We start from the raw sequence: 18,210 nt of genomic DNA on the forward strand, positions 1-18,210 counted from the left end.
CTCTTTTCGGTCACTTGATTGACTGCTTGGATTTTGAATTCTTCGGGGTAACGCGGGTTGCTCATGGCACCTCCTAATAGGCCTCAGTTTAAGGCAAAGAGGTGTCTACGAAACCCGGAGCGATTCATGTCATCGAACACAGACTTGGGCAAACCACCAGGATTGCTTGGGGTTTGCACCATCAACGGAGGTACGGCGCTGATGATAACGGCCTTCGACACGCGGTCTTCGCCGTGGCGCGCAAGGTAATGGATGACCTCGCCGCCACCGGTGGAATGCCCCACATGCACCGCACCCTGCACGCCGAGATGGTCGACGACTGCGGCGACGTCATCGGCATAGTGATCCATATCGTGCCCATCCCAAACCTGGCTCGATCGCCCATGGCCACGTCGGTCGTGGGCAATGACCCGGTAGCCGTGGTCAAGGAAAAACAGCATCTGCGCATCCCAGTCGTCGGCACTGAGTGGCCAGCCATGATGAAAGAAGATCACCTGGGCGTCCCGTGGGCCCCAGTCTTTATAAAAGATCTCAACACCGTCCTGCGTCGTGACATACCCCATATTCGCGTCTCCTGGGTGAAATGGAGGCGACGACCAGAAGCCTGTGCTGATCATGCCCTGTATTGAACAAGTGCAGCCCATCCAAGTGTCGCGCCTGCGCCGCTTGGTCGCCAAATCACTTAGGTTCAAGGTCAATGGTGTTGTGGGGTGGAATATGAGAATAGGCGAACTGGCGAAAATCAGCGGCCTGGGGTGTTAACAAACATAACAAAGCGGACTACCCCCGTTTTGCCCTTGTAGAATCCAACGCCGGCTAGTCTTCATGGAGAGAACATTGCACATCTACATCACAGGAGCTTCGTGTGCAGGCGTAACGACGCTGGGGCAGGCCCTCGCAACGCAGTTGGGCCTACCACACGTTGATGTGGATGACTTTTACTGGCTGCCCACCCACCCACCGTTCACCACCAAGCGGCCACCCAATGAGCGCGTGTGTTTGATCAAGCAAGCGCTCGGTGAACAAGGCTGGGTGCTGACCGGCTCTTCTGATGGCTGGGGCGAAGCGCTTATGGTGCATGTGGACCTGATCGTGTTCGTGATAACGCCAACACCTGTGCGCCTCCAGCGGTTGGACCTGCGTGAAAAGCGCCTCTTTGGCGAGCGCATTGCCCCCGGGGGCGATATGCACGAGATACATGTCGCCTTTCGCGAATGGGCCTCGCAGTATGACGATCCGTGCTGTTCCGGGCGCAACCGCGCGCGGCATGAGGCGTGGATTTCCAGGCAGACGGTGCCGGTCTTGCGCATTGACGGGGAACACACCGCTGAGCAAATGGTTGCGCACGCCATGCAGGCGGTATCGCACATAAGGTGAGGGGCGCTGTAGAACAAAACGAGCGCCAATGCCGCCCCTGTCAGACCTGACTGGCCTGTGAAACCATCCAGGTCAAAAAGTGATGGAGCTGAGCCGTAAACGCTTTTGGCTTAGCGTTCGGTTTGTGTGCCTGTGACAAGAAAAAACAGATCTGCTCGTTCATGTGCGGGTAATGCTGGGCAAACAGCTCTACATGCTCTTCGAGGGTTTGCGGCCACATCAAGTCCCGTTCCGCACGAAGCACCTGGGTTGAACGGATGAGTTTGCGCGAGGCCTCGCGTTGCAAACGTGCCGTTTGCGCTGCTGGGGGAGCCTGATTGATAAGGTCTGCATACCGCGCCAGTACAGGCTCAAAGTCAGCGTTCACGGCAATGGCAATATCGCGCGACGGTTTGAGCCGATCAAACCGCTGACTCAAATCGTTCCCCCATACGCAACGACAGTGATGCTTGAGCCAGTACCCCCAACTCAAACGACTTTCAGCGGCCAATACCTGCAAACGGCTGCCGATGTCGAAGTCGATTTTGATGACTTCGTTGTGCCGACTTTCCAGTGCCTGCCTTTTCGCTTCAAGCCTTTGCAGATCCTGCGATGTAGGAGGGCTGCGCAGAACCAGGGTCAGGTCTAGGTCGGAACCGCCCGGCACAGCGTCGCCTCTCGCGACGCTGCCATACAGATAAATCCCGTCCAGCACAGGCTCCGCCCCAGGGAGGGTCATGCAAACGTCAACCAGCAAATCTTGAAATGGCGGCTGCACCTCGACGTTGGACACGGTGAGGATATAGCCGTCCGTATCAATGCCAACAGGTTGGCGTCGTTCCATAAAACTGTCCGTTAGTGGCTTCTGGTGCATCTCATCGTAATCGTTTAGGCATGCCCTATGAGCGAAAACCTGCAAGTAGGCTTAAATCAGTGGTAACGAACGCGTCGATGGGTTTTAAACGACAGCTATCAATACCTTGTTTTAGGCCATAACCGCAGAGGGCTTAGGGATGTCGATAAAACTTCGTCTGTTTTTGCTGATCGGCACCAGTGTGCTTACCGTGCTGGTCATCAGCCTGGTGAACTACCTGGGGAATGCGCGGATGGAGGCGGCGATGATTGACAGTGAGGTCAGCATGACCGCCCTGAGCAATCATCTGGAGGCCGACATGATGCACGACGCGCTGCGCGCCGATGTGCTGTCGGCAATGCTGGTGGGGCTGGGCAAAAGTGTCAGCAGTCGGGATGAAGTACTTGAAGCCGTCACCGACCATACCGCGCACTTTCGCGAGGCGCTGGGCAATAACGTGGCGCTGCCGCTCAACCCGACCCTCGAAACCGCGCTGAGTGACATCAAGCCCAGCCTCGACAATTACATCGCCCTGGGGGAGCGGATTGTCGGCGTGGCGATGAACGATCCGGTTGCGGCCCAACAAGAACTGGGCACCTTCAGCGACGCCTTCACCCAGTTGGAAGGCCGGATGGCCAGCCTCAGTGAACTGATCGAAAACAACTCCAAGGCCACTGGCGAGCAGACCCGTCAAACCGTGCGCAGCGCCAATTTTACCCTCGCGGTGGTGCTGGTGCTGTGCCTGCTGTTGCTGGTTGCCCAGGGCTACTGGGTCACCCGCAGCATCATGCGGCCGCTGCAACTGGCGCGGCAGATTGCCGAGAGCATTGCCCATGGCAACCTTAGCGAAGCGATTCCCGAACCCGCCAGCCGCGATGAGGCAAGCATGCTGATTCGCAGCCTGGCTGTTATGCAGCATGACCTGCGCGGCATGATCGATGTGGTGCGCAGCAATGCCCAGGGCGTTACGCGCATGAGCCAACAACTGAGCAACGGATGCCATGAAGTGGCTGCCAGCAGTCAGCAGCAGAGTTCTGCAGCGGGGACCATGTCGGCCGCCACCAGCCAAATGACCGCCAGCATCGAAGAAATCACCCGGCATGCCGAGCACGCCCTGGAAATGGCCAACCAGGCGCAAACCCTGGCCAAAAACGGTGGGCAAGTTATTCACCAAGTCGTCAGCGACATGGACGCCATCGCTCGCTCGGCGCAACACTCGGCCCAGGTGATCCGCACCCTGGACAAGGAGTCCGAAGGCATCTACAGCATTATCCAGGTAATCAAGGGCATTGCCGACCAGACCAACCTGCTGGCCCTCAATGCCGCCATTGAAGCCGCCCGCGCCGGCGAGCAGGGGCGCGGCTTTGCCGTGGTGGCTGACGAAGTGCGCAGCCTGGCAGGGCGCACCAGCGCCTCCACCCAGGAAATCGCCAGCATGGTCACGCGCATCCAGCAAAGCACCCGCGAGGCTGTCACCAGCATGGAAGAGGGGGTGGCCCAGGTGGATAAAGGCATGGCCGTCACGGCCGATGTGGAGCGGGCGATCCGTGAGATTCTTGACGCGACGTTGAATACTACGCAGCTGGTTAACGACATTACCCGCACGATTGGTGAGCAGAGCCTGGCAAGTAATGAGATCGCGCATCAGGTCGAGATGATTGCCGGGATGTCGGAAGGCAATACACGGGTGATTGGCCAGACGGCCGGGACTACGGATGAGTTGTCGGCGCTGGCGGGGCAGTTGGCGCAGTCGGTGGGGCGGTTTCGACTTTGATGGGCTGAGACGCTCTGGGTCGGGGATTGGTGTCATACGCCAGGAGAGGGCTGCAGAGCGGCTGTTTTCGAGGTGAAGCGATCACTCTTTAGCCCATTTGCATGCAGGTCTCGCACAGAGCAAACTTGCGAGACCTTCCACTTTTCCGTAATACGAAATGTCTGACATGTTGCTAAGCCCTGTCTTACCCGGCGTTATGCTCAGGCGATGGCGCCTGTTACACCGGGTCAAACAATCCCATGCCGCGGAGCTGTTTAACGTCACTCAATCGACTATCTCTCGCTGGGAGAGTGGCGTACTCGAGTTGGATCCTCTCGCGCACAAAAAACTTGAGCAATTGCTGGCCGCTCGTCTCACCACCGCGGCGGATCAAGCGCTGGGACGAATGGTGCGGGAAAGCTCGCGTCCTGTTCATCTCATGTGTGATTTGACGCACCGTCTGCTTGCTTGTTCTCCTTCGCGCGCCGCCCAGTTCACGAGTCCGGTCAGTGAACTGCTGGGTCGCTCGCTATGGCGCTTCGCTACGCCCAATATCATCAGCACCGAGCTCGCCCTGGATAAATTGGGTTGGCGGGAAGCGTTTGCGCCACCCGCGCTGGAGTTTCTGACGGGCCACAACAATTCGTCCATCGTTCCGATTAGCCAAAGCCTGTGTCGTTGGACGCGTATGCCCCTGTGCGACGGAACAACAGCGCGCTTGGTCGAGTCGCTCTGACGGCATCGCCCTGCATATTTTATGCGTGGACGCTGAACATCTTGAGATTTAGTCTGGCGTGAACAAGGTGAGCGGTATTCGGTTCGCCGACTGAATCAGAGGTTTTCATGGACATCGAAAAAATCAAAGGGCGCCTCGAATTTCTACGCGAGGCGGAAAAGCTCAAAGACGTGCTTAGAAGCGCGCACACCTCTTGCGGGCGCACCGAAAGCACGGCGGAGCATAGCTGGCGCCTTTGCCTGATGGCCATTGTCTTTGGGGACTACCTGACTGATCTCGATCGGCTGAAAATGCTCAAGATGTGTGTTATCCACGACTTGGGGGAGGCCATTAACGGAGATGTTCCCGCCATTAATCAAGATGCGTTTCCCAACAAGAGCGAGCAAGAGAGAAACGATCTCCTGCTCTTGACCAGTGCCCTGGATGAACCGTTAAAGGCCGAGATACTGGCGCTTTGGGATGACTATGAAAATGCTTCGTCGCCAGAGGCCGTAGCCGTCAAGGCGCTGGATAAGTTGGAGACGATGCTGCAGCACAACCAAGGCAAGAACCCAACGGGCTTCGATTACGAATTCAATCTTGCCTATGGCAAAAAATACACAGATGCCGCGCCGTTGTTTGAGGTGCTGCGCACTATCATCGACCAGGACACCAAAGAACACATACTGGCGAATTCTAAAAATCACTAAGTGGGTGCCGATTCGGGATGTGACTGAGGAGTCCCCTGAGTAGATCTCAAGTACCGATAAAGTGTCTGGCGACTGATTTCAAAGTCGCGCGCTAGTTTAGATTTACTTTCTCCAGCGCAGGCGCGGTCAATTAAGCTTACCACCAGATTGTTGGACGGTTTTTTCTTGCGGCCTCTGTAAACCCCACGCATCTTTGCGCCGGCAATTCCTAGATCCCGAAAGCCGACAGGTGACGGTCATCGCCATTGGGCGCACACCGCTAACAACGCCAAATATCAAGCATCCCGCCAAGTTCAGTGATGCGTTGCAGGTGGCCATGTCACAAAGTGGTTGAAGCGGTGTAGAGAACAACAAAGCCTCGATCTTCGAAGTGGTCTCCGACGGGGCCGAGGCGAGGTATTTGATGAAAGGATTGGTAGAAATGTTTGCATTCGATTTTTTGGGGGGGCTACGATACCTATCGCTACTTACAACCTGAAGGCTATGATCTGTTGCTCAAAAGTAGGGCCAATATCCCGATGACCATCGGCATACTCTACAAGGCCATGAGGGCCCAACGCAGGAACACTTAGGAGTCTGAAGGACTCTCGATGTGCAAAGCGAGCATCTATAAGGACAAAACGTGGATGTACTGATGGGGTTGCTGGCTGCCTTACTCTGGGGCGGTACAGATTTTTTAGTGGGCCTAAACGCTCGCGCAGTCGGCGTCAAACGCGCCGTGTTTTTCGGTCAGACGATGGGTTTTGCCATCATGAGCATGCTGCTGATCGTTTTCCCGACCTTCATTCTTAAATCCATGGCAGCACCATTCGATATTTGGCTCATCGGCATCGCCGCTGCCGTTTTGACTGTGTTCGGCGCCTTGGCCCTGTCCAAAGCGTTCGCACTTGGCAAAGCTTCTATCGTTGCGCCGCTGGTGACGTCCTACGGTGTGGTTACGACATTGCTGTCATGGGCTGGCGGTGAGCAGATCAGTCTAATCCAGTTGCTGTGCATCGCCTTGTGCGTGCTCGGAGTAATTCTCTCCAGCATTCACTCTGACTCGAAAGTGCCACACACTACGCAGGCCAGTAGTTCAATTTCCTTTGCGTTACTGGCGGCAGTGTTCTTCGGCACCAGTTTTTGGTTGCAGGGGCATTTCGTTCTCCCCGTCCTTGGACCAGTGACCATGCTTTGGCTGGCCTATCTGGTCGGGCTGATTGTAATGTTCGTTATGGTTTTGAAGATCAAGGAAGGGTTGAAATTTCCGCCCTTAAAAAACTGCATGGCGCTAACGGGTGTGAGCCTGATGAACCTAGGTGGTTTTTCGGCGTTCGCTTATGGCGCGGTGTCGGGATCAGTTTCGGTGGTGACAGTAATCAGCACATTGTCGGGCGGTATCGCGGCAATTTTGGGTTATGTGTTTTTCAAGGAACGACTGGGAAAGGTGCAGGTGCTGGGCGTTGTTCTGGTACTGGGCGGTGCATTTGTGCTGCACCTGAAAACCTGATATTTGCGCTCAAAAAAAGTAAGCGTATATCCAACACACGTTCACATGACCGACGGTGTGTGGTTCAGCCCGTCGACGGCATCCTGTATTTGCCGTACCCGATCTGTAACGGATGGCCAAGAGATAAGCGCAGTGCGTCTTCGCCGCACCGAATACGGCACTCTGGCCGATGCTGGCGACTAGCCGATTCGACCCGAAGCGGAAGGTGAGGTATCTGTGGTTGCTTCGACGCTTTTGTATGAGCATCATCAGGGTTCGACAAGGAGACGTCCCCTGTGCCCAAACCCGTGCTTCATCTGATCTCAGGCAAGATTGCATCCGGCAAATCAACGCTGGCCAAAAGTTTGGCAGCCGAACAGTCGGCGATTCTGCTGAGTGAGGATCATTGGCTGTCACGGCTTTACCCTAATCAGATCAAGTCAGTAACCGATTACGTGCGCCTGTCGCGCCAGATTAGAGAGGTGGTGGGCCCGCTCGTCGTCGATGTGCTGAATACTGGCGTGACGGTGGTCTTGGATTTTCCCGCCAACACCCCTGAAGATCGACAATGGTTGCGCGGCCTCGCTGACTCAGCCGGGGTTGCCCATTGTGTCCACTACCTTGAGGTGGACGATGAGACCTGTCGAGGCAGGTTGCATATCCGCAACCGCCGCGCCGACCATGAGTTTGCGGCGACAGATGCTGAGTTCGATCTGATCACTAGCTACTTTCGGGCCCCGGACGAGGATGAAGGACTCCAGATTAAAATCCACCGTCTTTGACGGGTAGCGGCGCCTAGGGATGGCATCCTCCGGGGATGGCTCACATCCTCCTCACACCACCGCTGCCGCCACCGCCCTCGACCGCCAGGCAAACCCCAGCACCATCAACAACCCCAGGCCCGCCATTGCGGCTCCAGCCAGGGAAATCGCCGGATAACCCAACCCGGCGTTGATCACCGCGCCGCCCAGTGCCGCACCAATCGCGTTGCCGAAGTTGAAGGCGCCGATGTTCACCGCCGAGGCCAGGTTGGGGGCGTCCTTGGCGGCTTCCATCACGCGCATCTGCAGCGGCGGTACCAGGGCGAAGCTGGCGATGCCCCATATCAGGATGGCCACGGCAGCTGGCAACGGCCAGCGCATCAGTACGGTGAACGCCAGCAAGACGGCAATCAGCACGCTCAACGATACGATCAGGGTGCGATCTATCGAGCGGTCGGCAGCCTTGCCACCCCACATGTTGCCCAGTGTCAGCCCCACGCCGAACAGCACCAGCATCGCGGTGATGTAGGCGGTGGACGCGTGGGTCTCGCTGCTGAGGATCGGCGCGATGTAGGTGAAGACGGTAAACATGGCACCCGAGCCGACGACGGTGAGGGCCAACGCACCCAGCACCGGGCCACGGCCCAGTACGCGAATTTCGGCCATTACTCCCACGCTTGGCGGCGCCTTCAGGTTGGGCAGGGCGAACCACAATGCGGCCATGGCCACCACGCCGAGGCCGGTAATGCCCCAGAACGCGGTGCGCCAACCGAACAGTTCGCCAAACCAGGCAGCCAGCGGCACACCGCCGATGGTCGCCAGGGTGAGGCCCATAAACATTGCAGCCACCGCGCCGGCGCGTTTCTCTGGGGCGACCACGCTGGCGGCGACGATGGAGCCCACGCCAAAAAACGCGCCGTGGTTCAGTGAGGTCACCACCCTGGCGACCATGAGGCTGTAGTAATCGGTCGCCAGGGCTGACATCAGATTGCCCAGGGTGAAAATCGCCATAAGCCCTATCAGCAGGTGTCGCCGGGGAATCCTGCCGGTGGTCAGGGTCATCAGTGGCGCGCCGAGCAGTACGCCCAGGGCGTAAGCGCTCACCAGCAGGCCCGCAGCAGGAATCGAAACGCCGAGGTCCGCCGCAATGTTCGGCAACATGCCCATGGGGGCGAACTCGGTAACGCCGATGCCAAAGGCACCCATGGCGAGTGCAACGAGGGGTGGATTGATACGCATGAAAGGCTCCTTATCTATGCCGCCAATGCTACGATCCAGCCTTCTGAGGCGGTAGATAGCATTTTTGGCAATCACCTTTGCGTAAGAGGCACAAATGGACTTCAACGGCAGATCCGGTGAAATGCTTGTGTTCGCCAGCGTGGCGCAGGAGGGCAGCCTCTCGGCGGCCGCCCGTGCATTGGGGCTGACACCCTCGGCGGTCAGCCGGATCATCGCGCGTACCGAACTACGCCTTGGCACCCGGCTGCTGTTGCGCACCACTCGCGCGATCATCTTCACCGCCGAGGGCGAGGCGTTCCTGCGCGGTGCCCGACGTATCCTGGCGGACATGAACGAGATGGAAGAGGCCATCGCCGACCAGGGCGTGCCGAGGGGCCGATTACGGGTCAGCGCCGCCCTTGGCCATGGGCGGCAGACCATCGTTCCCTTGGTGGCGGCATTCAGCGCGCAGTACCCGAACATCGTCGTCGACCTCAACCTTGGCGACGAAGTGGTCGACATTCTTGGCGGCCAAGCTGACGTAGCAATACGCTTTGGCCATCTGCCCGACAGCCCGCTGACCGCACGCAGGCTCGGCGACACCGGTGAGGTCGTGGTGGCATCGCCCGAGTATCTACAGCGCCACGGCACCCCCCAGGAACCGGAAGACCTGCTCCGGCACAACTGCCTGGGTTTCAACTTCCGGCGTGCCGAGCCCAACTGGCCGTTCATCCGCGACGGGAAAGAATTTTCCCTGAAGGTCAGCGGCAATATCGAATGCAGCAGCGGTGAAGCGCTGGCACAACTTGCGCGAGTCGGTGCCGGCATTGCGCGTATCGGCGAATTCACCGTAAACGAGGATCTGCAGCGCGGCGACCTGATACCACTGCTGCAAGCCTGGAACCCCGGCGACCGGGAACCGATTCATGCGGTGTTCGTAGGCGGATCGGCAATGCCTGCGCGGGTGCGGTTGTTTGTGGACTTTTTGCTGGAGCATCATCGGATCTAGGCGGTGGTGGCAGATCAGCTTTCCGGGGGAGGGGGCGCAGAGGGCAAGTCGTGACAAACGCGGTAGTGTGGTCTGCCTGATGGGAGAGGGGCTGCTTGCGGCCGATTCTGTTGAAAAAATCGGTTTTCCTAAGACACTCGAATATTGATGGATGAAAACACGTCTGTTGCACGCCGCTACGTGAAATCCAAGTCCTGAGCCTTCTGCCAGAAATTCAGTTTCAATCTCAGGCGCGTACTTTTTTGCAGTGGAATTCGAAGCCGACTTTCTCAACAGAACCGGCCGATTGCGGCCTCTCATGATGGACTGCAACCGGCCGAAGCGGCCGATCACACCCAGACCGTTGACCGGGGTTGACCTCCTCGTCATATCATAGGGTGCATGTCCCAATTCATTCCCATGAGGTCCCAGGATGGCGCTCATATTAAGGCAAGCCTGCGTTGCCGATATTCCTTCGATATACAGGGGCGAGCAGGACTACATACGGCGTTGGGAACCTGATCACGAAGATGCATGGCGGCTACAGTTGGAGCGACACCTTACCCGTTGGGTAGAGAACTTTGATCGATTGACGGTAGCAATAAAAGATAACCAGTTCGCTGGGTACTCGTTATGGGTCCCAGAGCAGGATTACGCGGAGCTTTGCACAATCAACGTCAGTCAGATCTGCAGGCGAAACGGTATTGGACGAACACTGCTGGACGCCTATGCAGCCACAGCAAAGCAAAGGGGTTTCACCCGTCTGAGCTTAAGCGTGCATCCTGATAACCCAGCTGGGCTCATGTATGAGCGAGCAGGTTTCATCTGTATGGGGACAGGTTCACATGGCTACCTTCGATACGAGCGGCCTAGCTGAATCATCGCAGACTTTCTGCTTCAATTCTAAAGCGGTTGAACGACTGCTTCTGGCTGATTGTGTTGAAAAAAGTCGACGTTGGTATGCTTAACCCCTCTCATCGACTTGTTCTGGATAGGTGCTCATGTTGACTGGCTTGAATCACCTTACGTTGGCGACTGCGAACCTTCCTCGCAGTATCGAATTTTATGTGGGGCTACTCGGCTTTAGGCTGGCTGCTCGCTGGGAAACGGGGGCCTATCTTACCCTTGGCGATCTCTGGCTTTGTTTGTCTTTCGATGAGAACTGTGCCTCAGAAAAGCATCCTGATTACACTCACTATGCGTTTTCGGTGGGGCAGGACGATTTTGAAAATTTAACTATTTGCTTGCGGTTACGGAACGTTATCGAGTGGAAAACCAATTCGAGCGAGGGTGACTCGTTTTATTTCTCAGACCCCGACGGGCACCGACTGGAAGTGCATGTCGGAAGTCTGGCTTCGCGGCTTGAGCAATGTCGGCGCTATCCATACGCAGGTATGCAGTTCTTTGACTGACAGTTTTCGATCGATTTATTGAACAAGTAGCTCTCCTACCGGGCTCGCAGCAAAACATTCGCATCGGCCAGCGGGAGAGTAAGCAGCATGATGGGACAGTTATTGAGTGGGCAGGATCGACTGTCTTACTCGTTCAACCTTGAAGATCACATCCCAGCAAATCATCTTCTGCGCAGCATTGATCGGTGTCTCGATCTGGGCGGCCAGCGCCATTATCTCACCGAGTTCTATAGCCCATTGGGCGCCCTTCAATTGATCCTGAACTGATGATCCGCATGCTGGTCGTGGGTTACTGCTATGGCATTAGTGAATCGCCCCGTAACCTCATATTAGTGCTGAGCCGCGTTTACATTCGAGGCTTTCACCTAAGCCGCGGATCATCTCCATCAAGGCCTTCACCCGCATTGGCAAATTTCCGGCCGGGTACACCGCGTGCATCTGTGGGCTCTCACCGCTGCTGGAGGTGAGCTTGTACTCAGGACAAACCCGAAACAGGCGTCCCGCATCCACTTCGGGCTCCGCCATCCAATCTGCCAAGCGGGCGATCCCGACGCCCGCCAGGGCTGCCTGGAATACCGCCAGACCGGAGCTGAAACGAAATTTTGGATGCACCCGAAAGCTGATGGCCTGCTCCTCACTGCGAAAATTCCACTCCTTGAGAATCCGTGGCGCCGTATGCAGGATCAGCGAATGCGACTCCAGTGCCTCGATGGAGTCGGGCATGCCGTTGCGCTCCAGGTAGTCGGGGCTGGCATACAGATAACGTGAGTAACTCCAGAGCGCAAAGCCGATCAAGTCGCTGGATTGTGGGAAGGCACCGCGAATCGAGAAGTCCAGCTTGCTCTTGGCCGGGTCGATGATCTCATCGGTGAAAATCACATCGATGTTAACGTCCGGATAACGCTCACAGTATTGCGCGATCAACCGGGGCAATACTCCGTGCCCGAGAACCTCGGGGGCGGAAAAACGGATCCATCCGGAGGCCAGGCCGCTGAGACCGGCCAGGTCTTCATCCACCTCACGTTGCAGATCGAGCATTTTGTACGCGTGGGGCAATAAGCATTCACCCGCTTCGGTCAAGGTCACGGCGTTGGACGAGCGATGGAACAACTTGAGCCCCACACTTTCCTCCAGGGCTTGAACGGCACGGGTCAGTGCGCTGGGGGAGCGCCCCAGAGTCCGTGCCGCGGCGACGAAGCTGCGCTTGCGAGCCACAGTCGCGAAGGCTTCAAGTTCCCCCAACATATTCAATGCCACTCTCCACCTCATTGCATTTTTCACAACGCGGCATTGCAACACAAAAAAGGCCCTTCCGTTAACCTTCCCGTTCAACCCACAAGGATGGGGCAAACAGGAGCGCAAGGACGTGTCGAAGCTGGAAGAAGTAATCGGGAAAGCCGCAGCGGGTGTTGATGAAGTAATTCATGAATGGCAGGAAAAAAATTCAGTGACGTCGACCCGACGGGAGATACCGCAAATTCATCTGTCGCTCGAAGAACAACGCACACTTCAGGCCGGTCTGGCATCGCTGGACGTGACCGATAGCGCCTCGGGTATCCGCCACATGCCGGTCCTGGGGTTGTTGCTGGAAAGTGTCCTGTGCACCGAGAAAATCCAGCAGCTGCGCAACTTTCCACAGGCCCCTGAAGTGGCGATGATCATCAGGGGGCTGCCGCTGGACCCGCAACTGCCCGCCACGCCCTATGACCTGGAGCAGGGTATCGAGAACGTGCCGACGCTGGCCGGGGCTATTTTGTCCGTGCTGCAAACTCTGCAAACCTGTCCGCTGGCGTACGACGGTGAGAGCAACGACACGGTGTTCCGTCACGTATCGCCCAAGCATAAGCGAGAGACCGAAAAGAGCTCCTATGGCTCGCGCGCGGATCTGGACATGCATGTCGACAACCCTCACTTGCCTTTGACCTGCGAGCCCGTCTCGCAGTTGTCGGCCTGTCCGGAGTACCTGTCCCTGACCGGCCTGCGCTGCGAGCTCGACGTGCCGACGCGCATCGTCGCAATTGACGAGGTGCTGGCCATTCTGCCGGCCTGCGTCGAAGAAGAATTGTCACGACCGAACTTCACCGTTCGCCGACCGGCCTCCTTCGGCAAACAGGGGAATGTGCTGGAAAACGTCCCCTTGCTGTACAGAAGCGCAAACGATGGCCTGTATTGCCGCTACAACAAAGCGAGTGTCGAAACGACCTGCGCCAATGCGCAGTTTGCCCTCCAGCTGTTCGCCGCCGCTGCCAATCATCCCGATGTCGTGCACCACATACTGCTGCAACCAGGGGACATGCTGATCTTCAAGAACCAGCAAACCCTGCATGCCCGGGATGGTTTTACACCCCGTTACGACGGCCGTGATCGCTGGATGTTGCGTGTCTTCGGGGTCAATGATCCGGCACGCGTGGTGCCGCTGGACCCTCATCAACCCTACATAGTCAGAGCCTGATTTCATGGTCGATATTGTCATTCTTTGCGTGTTCGCCTTCGCCGCCGGCCTGATCGACGCGGCGGTGGGCGGCGGCGGACTGATCCAGATTCCCGCGCTGTTCAACGTGCTACCCAGCGCTCAACCGGCGGCGTTGCTGGGTACCAATAAGGTTGCGGCCGCCTGCGGCACGGCATTCGCGGCTCGGTCCTTCGTGCGCAAGGTGGTGATTGACTGGGGGCTTGTGATCCCCGCGGCCTGCGCGGCTTTTGTCATGGCCTTCTTTGGAGCCGCCACGGTGTCGTTCGTACCGCAGTCGATGATCCGGCCGGCGGTGCTGGTGTTGATTGTACTGATGGCGATCTACACCTTCTGGAAAAAAGATTTCGGCGCCCTGCATAAACCCATGCGTATCGGTACCAAGGAAAAACTGCTGGCGATCGTCATCGGCGGTGCCATCGGTTTCTACGATGGTCTGTTCGGTCCCGGCACTGGCAGCTTCCTGATCTTCCTGTTTATCCGCTGTTTCGCCTTCGACTTTCTTCATGCCTCGGCATCGGCCAAGCTAGTGAACATCGCGACCAACGTAGCGGCACTGATGTTCTTCATTCCGACGGGTAACGTGCTCTACCTGATCGCAATCCCCATGGCGGCATTCAACATTCTGGGCGCGCTCACTGGCACCTGGCTGGCGGTTCATAAAGGCGTGCCCTTTGTCCGGGCTCTATTCCTGGTGTTGCTGGTGATTCTGATCAGCAAACTGTCCTACGACCTGCTCCTGTAAACCAGAGGAAAACTCCATGCATCCCATGTTCGATCGCCTCGTGGCACTACTCGATGCCCGCTCAGCCTCCTACCGGGTGTTGATGCACGATGCCGAGGGCCAGTCGGCGCGCGTCGCCGAAATCCGTGGCACCGAGCCCGGCCAGGGCGCGAAGGCCATGCTTTGCTCCCTCAAGGGGCAGGCCGGACCCTATGCACTGGTGATACTGCCGGGCGACCAGAAGCTGGACATGAAGAAAGTCGGAGCGGCCCTGGGCGGCAAAAAAGCCGAGCTGGTGAAGGCCGAAACCGCCATGGAACTGACCGGGTGCCGGATCGGCGCCATCCCTCCTTTTGTCTTCGATGAGCGAATTCAATTGATCGTCGATCCGGCCTTGACCACAGGCTACGCTGAAATAGCCTTCAACGCGGGGCGGCTGGATGCGTCGATGGTGCTCGATACGCAGGATTATCTGGCGATTGCCATGCCTCGATTGCTGAATATCAGCCAGGCCTGAGCAGACGTTTTCACAACGCCGCAAAAAAGAAAAAGGGGACAGATCTATATCAAGGCCTATGGCCTTCACCCAGCCTTTGCCGATACGAGTGTATTGAAGAGTGGGTAGAGGGGCTGCGGTATGCAGGCCACGAGAGCTGACCGTGTTTGCTCAGTGATCTCAAACTGCACTGGCCGCTGCATTGCCAACTTCGTCGGCGTTGGGTCGATTTTTAGCTTGCTGAAGCGTTTCATCAAGTTTATAAAAATGGCACAACTCCAAGAAAGGCTGCCGCCATGACCCCGCTCAAACTCTTTGTTGCCCTCAGCGCACTGTCCGCTGCCTCCCACGCCGTGGCTTGGGATTACGTTCTGCTCGACACCGACAAAGCTGCCCAGAACTGGCAGATCACCAGTCAGCAACTCGGACTAAAAACCGACAAACCCTTCAGCGTTACCCTGCGCACCTTGCACGGCGGTCGGCAGGAGGGCGTCAGCATCGTCGACATCGATAACGGCACGATGAAACTCTCGGTAGTGCCGACTCGCGGAATGAACGTCTTGCAGGCCTCGGTCGGCAATGTGCGCATGGGCTGGGATTCGCCGGTCAAGGAAGTGGTCAATCCGTCCTTCATCGAGCTCAATGGCCGCGGTGGTCTGGGCTGGTTGGAAGGTTTCAATGAGCTGGTCACCCGCTGCGGATACGAATGGGTCGGCCACCCAGGCATCGACAACGGCGAACTGCTGACCCTGCACGGTCGGGCCGCCAACATTCCTGCGAACAAAGTCACCCTGCATATCGATGAAAAACCACCGTACGCCATCACCCTACGTGGCGAACTGAAAGAGCAGGCGTTCAAGAAGGTCGATTTCTCGGTCGCGACCGAACTGGTCACCGAACCCGGCAGCGTCGTGTTCACCCTCAACGACACCCTGACCAACAACGGCGACTATCCGAAGGAATACCAGGCGCTGTATCACAGCAACTTCAGCACCCCGTTCCTGGAGCAGGGCGCCCGTTTTGCCGCGCCGGTGAAACAGGTGTCGCCGTTCAACGACAAGGCCAAGGGCGATCTGCCCGACTGGCAAACCTACCGCGCACCGACCAGGGACTACGACGAAACGGTTTACAACGTGGTGCCGTATGCCGATGCCAAGGGCGACACGTTGACCGTGTTGCACAACAAGGCCGGCAGCCTGGGCGTTTCGGTCGGCTTCAACACCCAGACACTGCCCGTGTTTTCCCTGTGGAAAAACACCGATACCCAAGGCCAGGGCTATGTCACGGGGCTGGAGCCGGGGACAAGTTTTTCCTACAACCGCCGTTATCAGCGGCCACTGAACCTGGTACCGACAATTGGGCCCAAGGAACACAAGCAGTTCCGCATCAGCTACAGCTTGTTGGCGGATAAGGCGGCGGTGGATAAGGCCTTGAAGCAGGTGAGGGCGATTCAGGATGGGCGGGAGACTGAGGTGCGGCAGACGCCGTTGGTTGATCTGAGCAAGGGGTGAGACCGGCTGGAGCATTGTCGGCCGATATTGCAGCCCCTCGGCCAAGTGTTTGTGTCTGATCCCGTCGGTTTGTTCAAGGTCCGTAAGCGAGCGTGCGACCTTGAGCAGTCGATGGGCTGCTCGCAACGATTCGGTTACTGTCGGCTCTTGGCCGATTCTGTTGAAAAAGTCGACTTCGTGTTGGCACCGAAGTCGAATTGACCCAGTTGCCGAGATACTGCTGACCCGGTCTAACGCCTCGAAAAACATTGCCCTTAATGGATTTGTACCGATAGGGAGGTGGGTTAGTCTTGCGTCAGCACATGGGTCAATTCTGTGTTGGCATTCATAGACAAACTATATTGCTGGTAACCGGCATTGCCTGCGGGAACGCCCGCAGCGATAGGTGGCGTTGACGAAACTTATGGGGTAAAGATGGGGCTTCAATTAGCAATGATCTGAAGGAGACAGCATGTTTATCCGACGTTCATCCATCGCCGCCGCGCTCGCGTGTTCATTCTTATCCTGTACCGCGTTTGCTACGGATTTGGCCCCCCAGTTGCTGAAAAAAGCCGAGGCCGAACAAAAATCCTATCTTGCCACCGTCAAAGAGCTGGTGGACATTGATACCGGAACCGGCCATGGGCTCGGCCTGAAAACCGTCAGCGCGATGTTAGTTGAGCGGCTCAAGGGGTTGGGTGCTGAAGTCACCACGACACCTGCGACCCCCTCCGCAGGCGACAACATCGTGGGCACGCTCAAAGGCACTGGCAGCAAGAACTTTCTGCTGATGGTCCACTACGACACGGTGTTCGGGCCAGGTACAGCGGCGAAACGTCCGTTTAAGCTCGACGGCGAGCGCGCCTATGGTCCCGGTGTTGCTGACGCCAAAGGTGGCGTCGCCATGATTCTGCATTCATTGCAGATACTGCAGGACCAGAAGTTTAAGGATTTCGGTACCCTAACAGTGCTGTTCAATCCCGATGAAGAAACCGGCTCTGCGGGTTCGAAAAAAATCATCGCCGAGCTCGCTCGTCATCAGGACTATGTGTTCTCGTACGAGCCACCGGACAGGGACGCGGTAACCGTCGCTACCAACGGCATAAACGGCGTGTTTCTCGACGTGAAGGGCAAGTCTTCGCATGCTGGTTCTGCCCCTGAAGCCGGGCACAACGCGGCCATGGAACTCGCGCACCAGATGTTGCAACTCAAGGACCTTGGCGATCCGGCCAAAGGCACCACGGTCAACTGGACGTTGATAAAAGGCGGCGAGAAACGCAACATCATTCCTTCCAGCGCCTCGGCCGAGGCAGATATGCGTTACGCCGATCTGAGTGAAACTGACCGCGTACTCGCCGACGCCCAACGCATCGCTGCGAATAAACTCATCGATGGCACTGAAGTGACATTGCGCCTGGAAAAGGGTCGCCCACCGCTGGCCAAGAATCCGGGCTCCGAACAACTGGCGAAAGCCGCACAAGCGCTTTACAAAAAAATAGGCCGCAACATTGAGCCTATCGCCATGCGCTTTGGCACCGATGCGGGCTACGCATACATGCCAGGGAGCGCGAAACCGGCTGTGCTGGAGACGATGGGTGTCGTCGGTGCCGGATTGCACGCCGATGACGAATACATCGAGCTGTCGAGCATTGCTCCGAGGCTTTACCTTACGGTGGCACTGATTACCCAGCTGTCCGGCGCTGACGTAGCACCGTAACCACGACGGTTTCCGCAGCCACAGGCGACAAAATGCTTGTGGCCGGTCGGGAAGCTCCGTTTTTGGCAAAGACGAATGC

At 57.3% G+C, this 18,210-nt stretch carries 16 protein-coding genes and 5 pseudogenes; 15 read left to right on the plus strand and 6 right to left on the minus strand.

Going from position 1 to position 18,210, the window contains the following annotated elements:
* Window positions 1–125 precede the first annotated feature (125 nt).
* Window positions 126–563, minus strand: a pseudogene (locus PSFL_RS08005) (alpha/beta fold hydrolase); the annotation flags it as partial.
* 274 nt (window positions 564–837) lie between these two features.
* On the opposite strand from PSFL_RS08005, the gene PSFL_RS08010 reads away from it, so the two are divergent.
* Window positions 838–1,377 carry an adenylate kinase gene (locus PSFL_RS08010; protein WP_397469880.1) on the plus strand — a complete coding sequence of 180 codons (540 nt, stop codon included), beginning with the start codon at window positions 838–840 and terminating at the stop codon, window positions 1,375–1,377.
* Window positions 1,378–1,417: 40 nt separating this feature from the next.
* On the opposite strand, the gene PSFL_RS08015 is transcribed toward PSFL_RS08010, so the two are convergent.
* Complete coding sequence (locus tag PSFL_RS08015) at window positions 1,418–2,200, minus strand: nucleotidyltransferase domain-containing protein (RefSeq protein ID WP_397469881.1); 783 nt, start codon at window positions 2,198–2,200, stop codon at window positions 1,418–1,420.
* A gap of 502 nt (window positions 2,201–2,702) precedes the next feature.
* Here PSFL_RS08015 and PSFL_RS08020 point away from each other — a divergent pair.
* The 3 genes and pseudogenes from PSFL_RS08020 to PSFL_RS08030 all read left to right on the plus strand — a co-directional run.
* A pseudogene (locus PSFL_RS08020) lies at window positions 2,703–3,983 on the plus strand (methyl-accepting chemotaxis protein); the annotation flags it as partial.
* A gap of 157 nt (window positions 3,984–4,140) precedes the next feature.
* On the plus strand, window positions 4,141–4,698 hold the full coding sequence (locus PSFL_RS08025; protein ID WP_143110355.1) for a helix-turn-helix transcriptional regulator: 558 nt from the start codon (window positions 4,141–4,143) through the stop codon (window positions 4,696–4,698).
* Between the two features lie 107 nt (window positions 4,699–4,805).
* Window positions 4,806–5,387, plus strand: a complete 582-nt coding sequence (locus PSFL_RS08030) for an HD family hydrolase (RefSeq protein WP_057959727.1) — start codon at window positions 4,806–4,808, stop codon at window positions 5,385–5,387.
* Here the strand turns inward: PSFL_RS08030 and PSFL_RS08035 are convergent.
* A pseudogene (locus tag PSFL_RS08035) lies at window positions 5,384–5,596 on the minus strand (helix-turn-helix domain-containing protein); the annotation flags it as partial. The gene PSFL_RS08030 and the pseudogene PSFL_RS08035 sit on opposite strands and share 4 nt — an antisense overlap.
* 425 nt (window positions 5,597–6,021) lie before the next feature.
* On the opposite strand from PSFL_RS08035, the gene PSFL_RS08040 reads away from it, so the two are divergent.
* Both PSFL_RS08040 and PSFL_RS08045 read left to right on the plus strand, forming a co-directional pair.
* The gene (locus tag PSFL_RS08040) at window positions 6,022–6,876 is read left to right on the plus strand and encodes an EamA family transporter (RefSeq protein ID WP_128593695.1); all 855 of its coding nucleotides are present in this window, start codon (window positions 6,022–6,024) and stop codon (window positions 6,874–6,876) included.
* Window positions 6,877–7,151: 275 nt separating this feature from the next.
* Window positions 7,152–7,637, plus strand: coding sequence for an ATP-binding protein (locus PSFL_RS08045; protein WP_057959725.1), 486 nt, complete (start codon window positions 7,152–7,154; stop codon window positions 7,635–7,637).
* 51 nt (window positions 7,638–7,688) lie between these two features.
* On the opposite strand, the gene PSFL_RS08050 is transcribed toward PSFL_RS08045, so the two are convergent.
* Window positions 7,689–8,855, minus strand: coding sequence for an MFS transporter (locus tag PSFL_RS08050; RefSeq protein WP_397469882.1), 1,167 nt, complete (start codon window positions 8,853–8,855; stop codon window positions 7,689–7,691).
* Window positions 8,856–8,949: 94 nt separating this feature from the next.
* Between PSFL_RS08050 and PSFL_RS08055 the strand changes: the two genes are divergently transcribed.
* The 4 genes and pseudogenes from PSFL_RS08055 to PSFL_RS08070 all read left to right on the plus strand — a co-directional run.
* Entirely contained in the window at window positions 8,950–9,843 is an 894-nt protein-coding gene (locus tag PSFL_RS08055) for a LysR substrate-binding domain-containing protein (protein WP_057959722.1), read from the plus strand.
* Between the two features lie 412 nt (window positions 9,844–10,255).
* Window positions 10,256–10,699, plus strand: coding sequence for a GNAT family N-acetyltransferase (locus tag PSFL_RS08060; protein ID WP_169961035.1), 444 nt, complete (start codon window positions 10,256–10,258; stop codon window positions 10,697–10,699).
* A gap of 124 nt (window positions 10,700–10,823) precedes the next feature.
* Window positions 10,824–11,234 (plus strand): VOC family protein, encoded by a 411-nt coding sequence (locus tag PSFL_RS08065; RefSeq protein WP_169961036.1) that lies wholly within the window; start codon window positions 10,824–10,826, stop codon window positions 11,232–11,234.
* A gap of 87 nt (window positions 11,235–11,321) precedes the next feature.
* A pseudogene (locus PSFL_RS08070) lies at window positions 11,322–11,554 on the plus strand (transposase); the annotation flags it as partial.
* A 4-nt stretch (window positions 11,555–11,558) separates the two neighbouring features.
* Here PSFL_RS08070 and PSFL_RS08075 read toward each other — a convergent pair.
* Entirely contained in the window at window positions 11,559–12,491 is a 933-nt protein-coding gene (locus tag PSFL_RS08075) for a LysR substrate-binding domain-containing protein (RefSeq protein ID WP_397469883.1), read from the minus strand.
* A gap of 109 nt (window positions 12,492–12,600) precedes the next feature.
* On the opposite strand from PSFL_RS08075, the gene PSFL_RS08080 reads away from it, so the two are divergent.
* The 4 genes from PSFL_RS08080 to PSFL_RS08095 all read left to right on the plus strand — a co-directional run bounded on the left by PSFL_RS08080 (window position 12,601) and on the right by PSFL_RS08095 (window position 16,435).
* On the plus strand, window positions 12,601–13,686 hold the full coding sequence (locus PSFL_RS08080) for a TauD/TfdA family dioxygenase (RefSeq protein ID WP_397469884.1): 1,086 nt from the start codon (window positions 12,601–12,603) through the stop codon (window positions 13,684–13,686).
* A 4-nt stretch (window positions 13,687–13,690) separates the two neighbouring features.
* Entirely contained in the window at window positions 13,691–14,449 is a 759-nt protein-coding gene (locus tag PSFL_RS08085) for a TSUP family transporter (protein WP_032859412.1), read from the plus strand.
* A gap of 16 nt (window positions 14,450–14,465) precedes the next feature.
* Window positions 14,466–14,945: a YbaK/prolyl-tRNA synthetase associated domain-containing protein gene (locus tag PSFL_RS08090; RefSeq protein WP_120733003.1), complete on the plus strand. Its 480-nt coding sequence runs from the start codon at window positions 14,466–14,468 to the stop codon at window positions 14,943–14,945.
* 275 nt (window positions 14,946–15,220) lie between these two features.
* Window positions 15,221–16,435 carry an aldose 1-epimerase family protein gene (locus PSFL_RS08095; RefSeq protein ID WP_397469885.1) on the plus strand — a complete coding sequence of 405 codons (1,215 nt, stop codon included), beginning with the start codon at window positions 15,221–15,223 and terminating at the stop codon, window positions 16,433–16,435.
* A gap of 9 nt (window positions 16,436–16,444) precedes the next feature.
* On the opposite strand, the pseudogene PSFL_RS08100 reads toward PSFL_RS08095, so the two are convergent.
* Window positions 16,445–16,564, minus strand: a pseudogene (locus tag PSFL_RS08100) (hypothetical protein); the annotation flags it as partial.
* 322 nt (window positions 16,565–16,886) lie between these two features.
* Here PSFL_RS08100 and PSFL_RS08105 point away from each other — a divergent pair.
* Window positions 16,887–18,131, plus strand: coding sequence for a M20/M25/M40 family metallo-hydrolase (locus PSFL_RS08105; RefSeq protein ID WP_397469886.1), 1,245 nt, complete (start codon window positions 16,887–16,889; stop codon window positions 18,129–18,131).
* Window positions 18,132–18,210 lie beyond the last annotated feature (79 nt).

The sequence above is a fragment of the Pseudomonas sp. DD1 genome (assembly GCF_044510355.1).
Lineage (GTDB): Bacteria > Pseudomonadota > Gammaproteobacteria > Pseudomonadales > Pseudomonadaceae > Aquipseudomonas > Aquipseudomonas shahriarae.

Bases quoted from the DNA above. Each gene is read 5' to 3' on its own strand.
- PSFL_RS08040 (WP_128593695.1), top strand. From the start codon at position 6,022: ATGGGGTTGCTGGCTGCCTTACTCTGGGGCGGTACAGATTTTTTAGTG.
- PSFL_RS08050 (WP_397469882.1), bottom strand. From the start codon at position 8,855: ATGCGTATCAATCCACCCCTCGTTGCACTCGCCATGGGTGCCTTTGGC.
- PSFL_RS08025 (WP_143110355.1), top strand. From the start codon at position 4,141: ATGTCTGACATGTTGCTAAGCCCTGTCTTACCCGGCGTTATGCTCAGG.
- PSFL_RS08065 (WP_169961036.1), top strand. From the start codon at position 10,824: ATGTTGACTGGCTTGAATCACCTTACGTTGGCGACTGCGAACCTTCCT.
- PSFL_RS08095 (WP_397469885.1), top strand. From the start codon at position 15,221: ATGACCCCGCTCAAACTCTTTGTTGCCCTCAGCGCACTGTCCGCTGCC.
- PSFL_RS08085 (WP_032859412.1), top strand. From the start codon at position 13,691: ATGGTCGATATTGTCATTCTTTGCGTGTTCGCCTTCGCCGCCGGCCTG.
- PSFL_RS08030 (WP_057959727.1), top strand. From the start codon at position 4,806: ATGGACATCGAAAAAATCAAAGGGCGCCTCGAATTTCTACGCGAGGCG.
- PSFL_RS08055 (WP_057959722.1), top strand. From the start codon at position 8,950: ATGGACTTCAACGGCAGATCCGGTGAAATGCTTGTGTTCGCCAGCGTG.
- PSFL_RS08060 (WP_169961035.1), top strand. From the start codon at position 10,256: ATGGCGCTCATATTAAGGCAAGCCTGCGTTGCCGATATTCCTTCGATA.
- PSFL_RS08090 (WP_120733003.1), top strand. From the start codon at position 14,466: ATGCATCCCATGTTCGATCGCCTCGTGGCACTACTCGATGCCCGCTCA.
- PSFL_RS08015 (WP_397469881.1), bottom strand. From the start codon at position 2,200: ATGGAACGACGCCAACCTGTTGGCATTGATACGGACGGCTATATCCTC.
- PSFL_RS08105 (WP_397469886.1), top strand. From the start codon at position 16,887: ATGTTTATCCGACGTTCATCCATCGCCGCCGCGCTCGCGTGTTCATTC.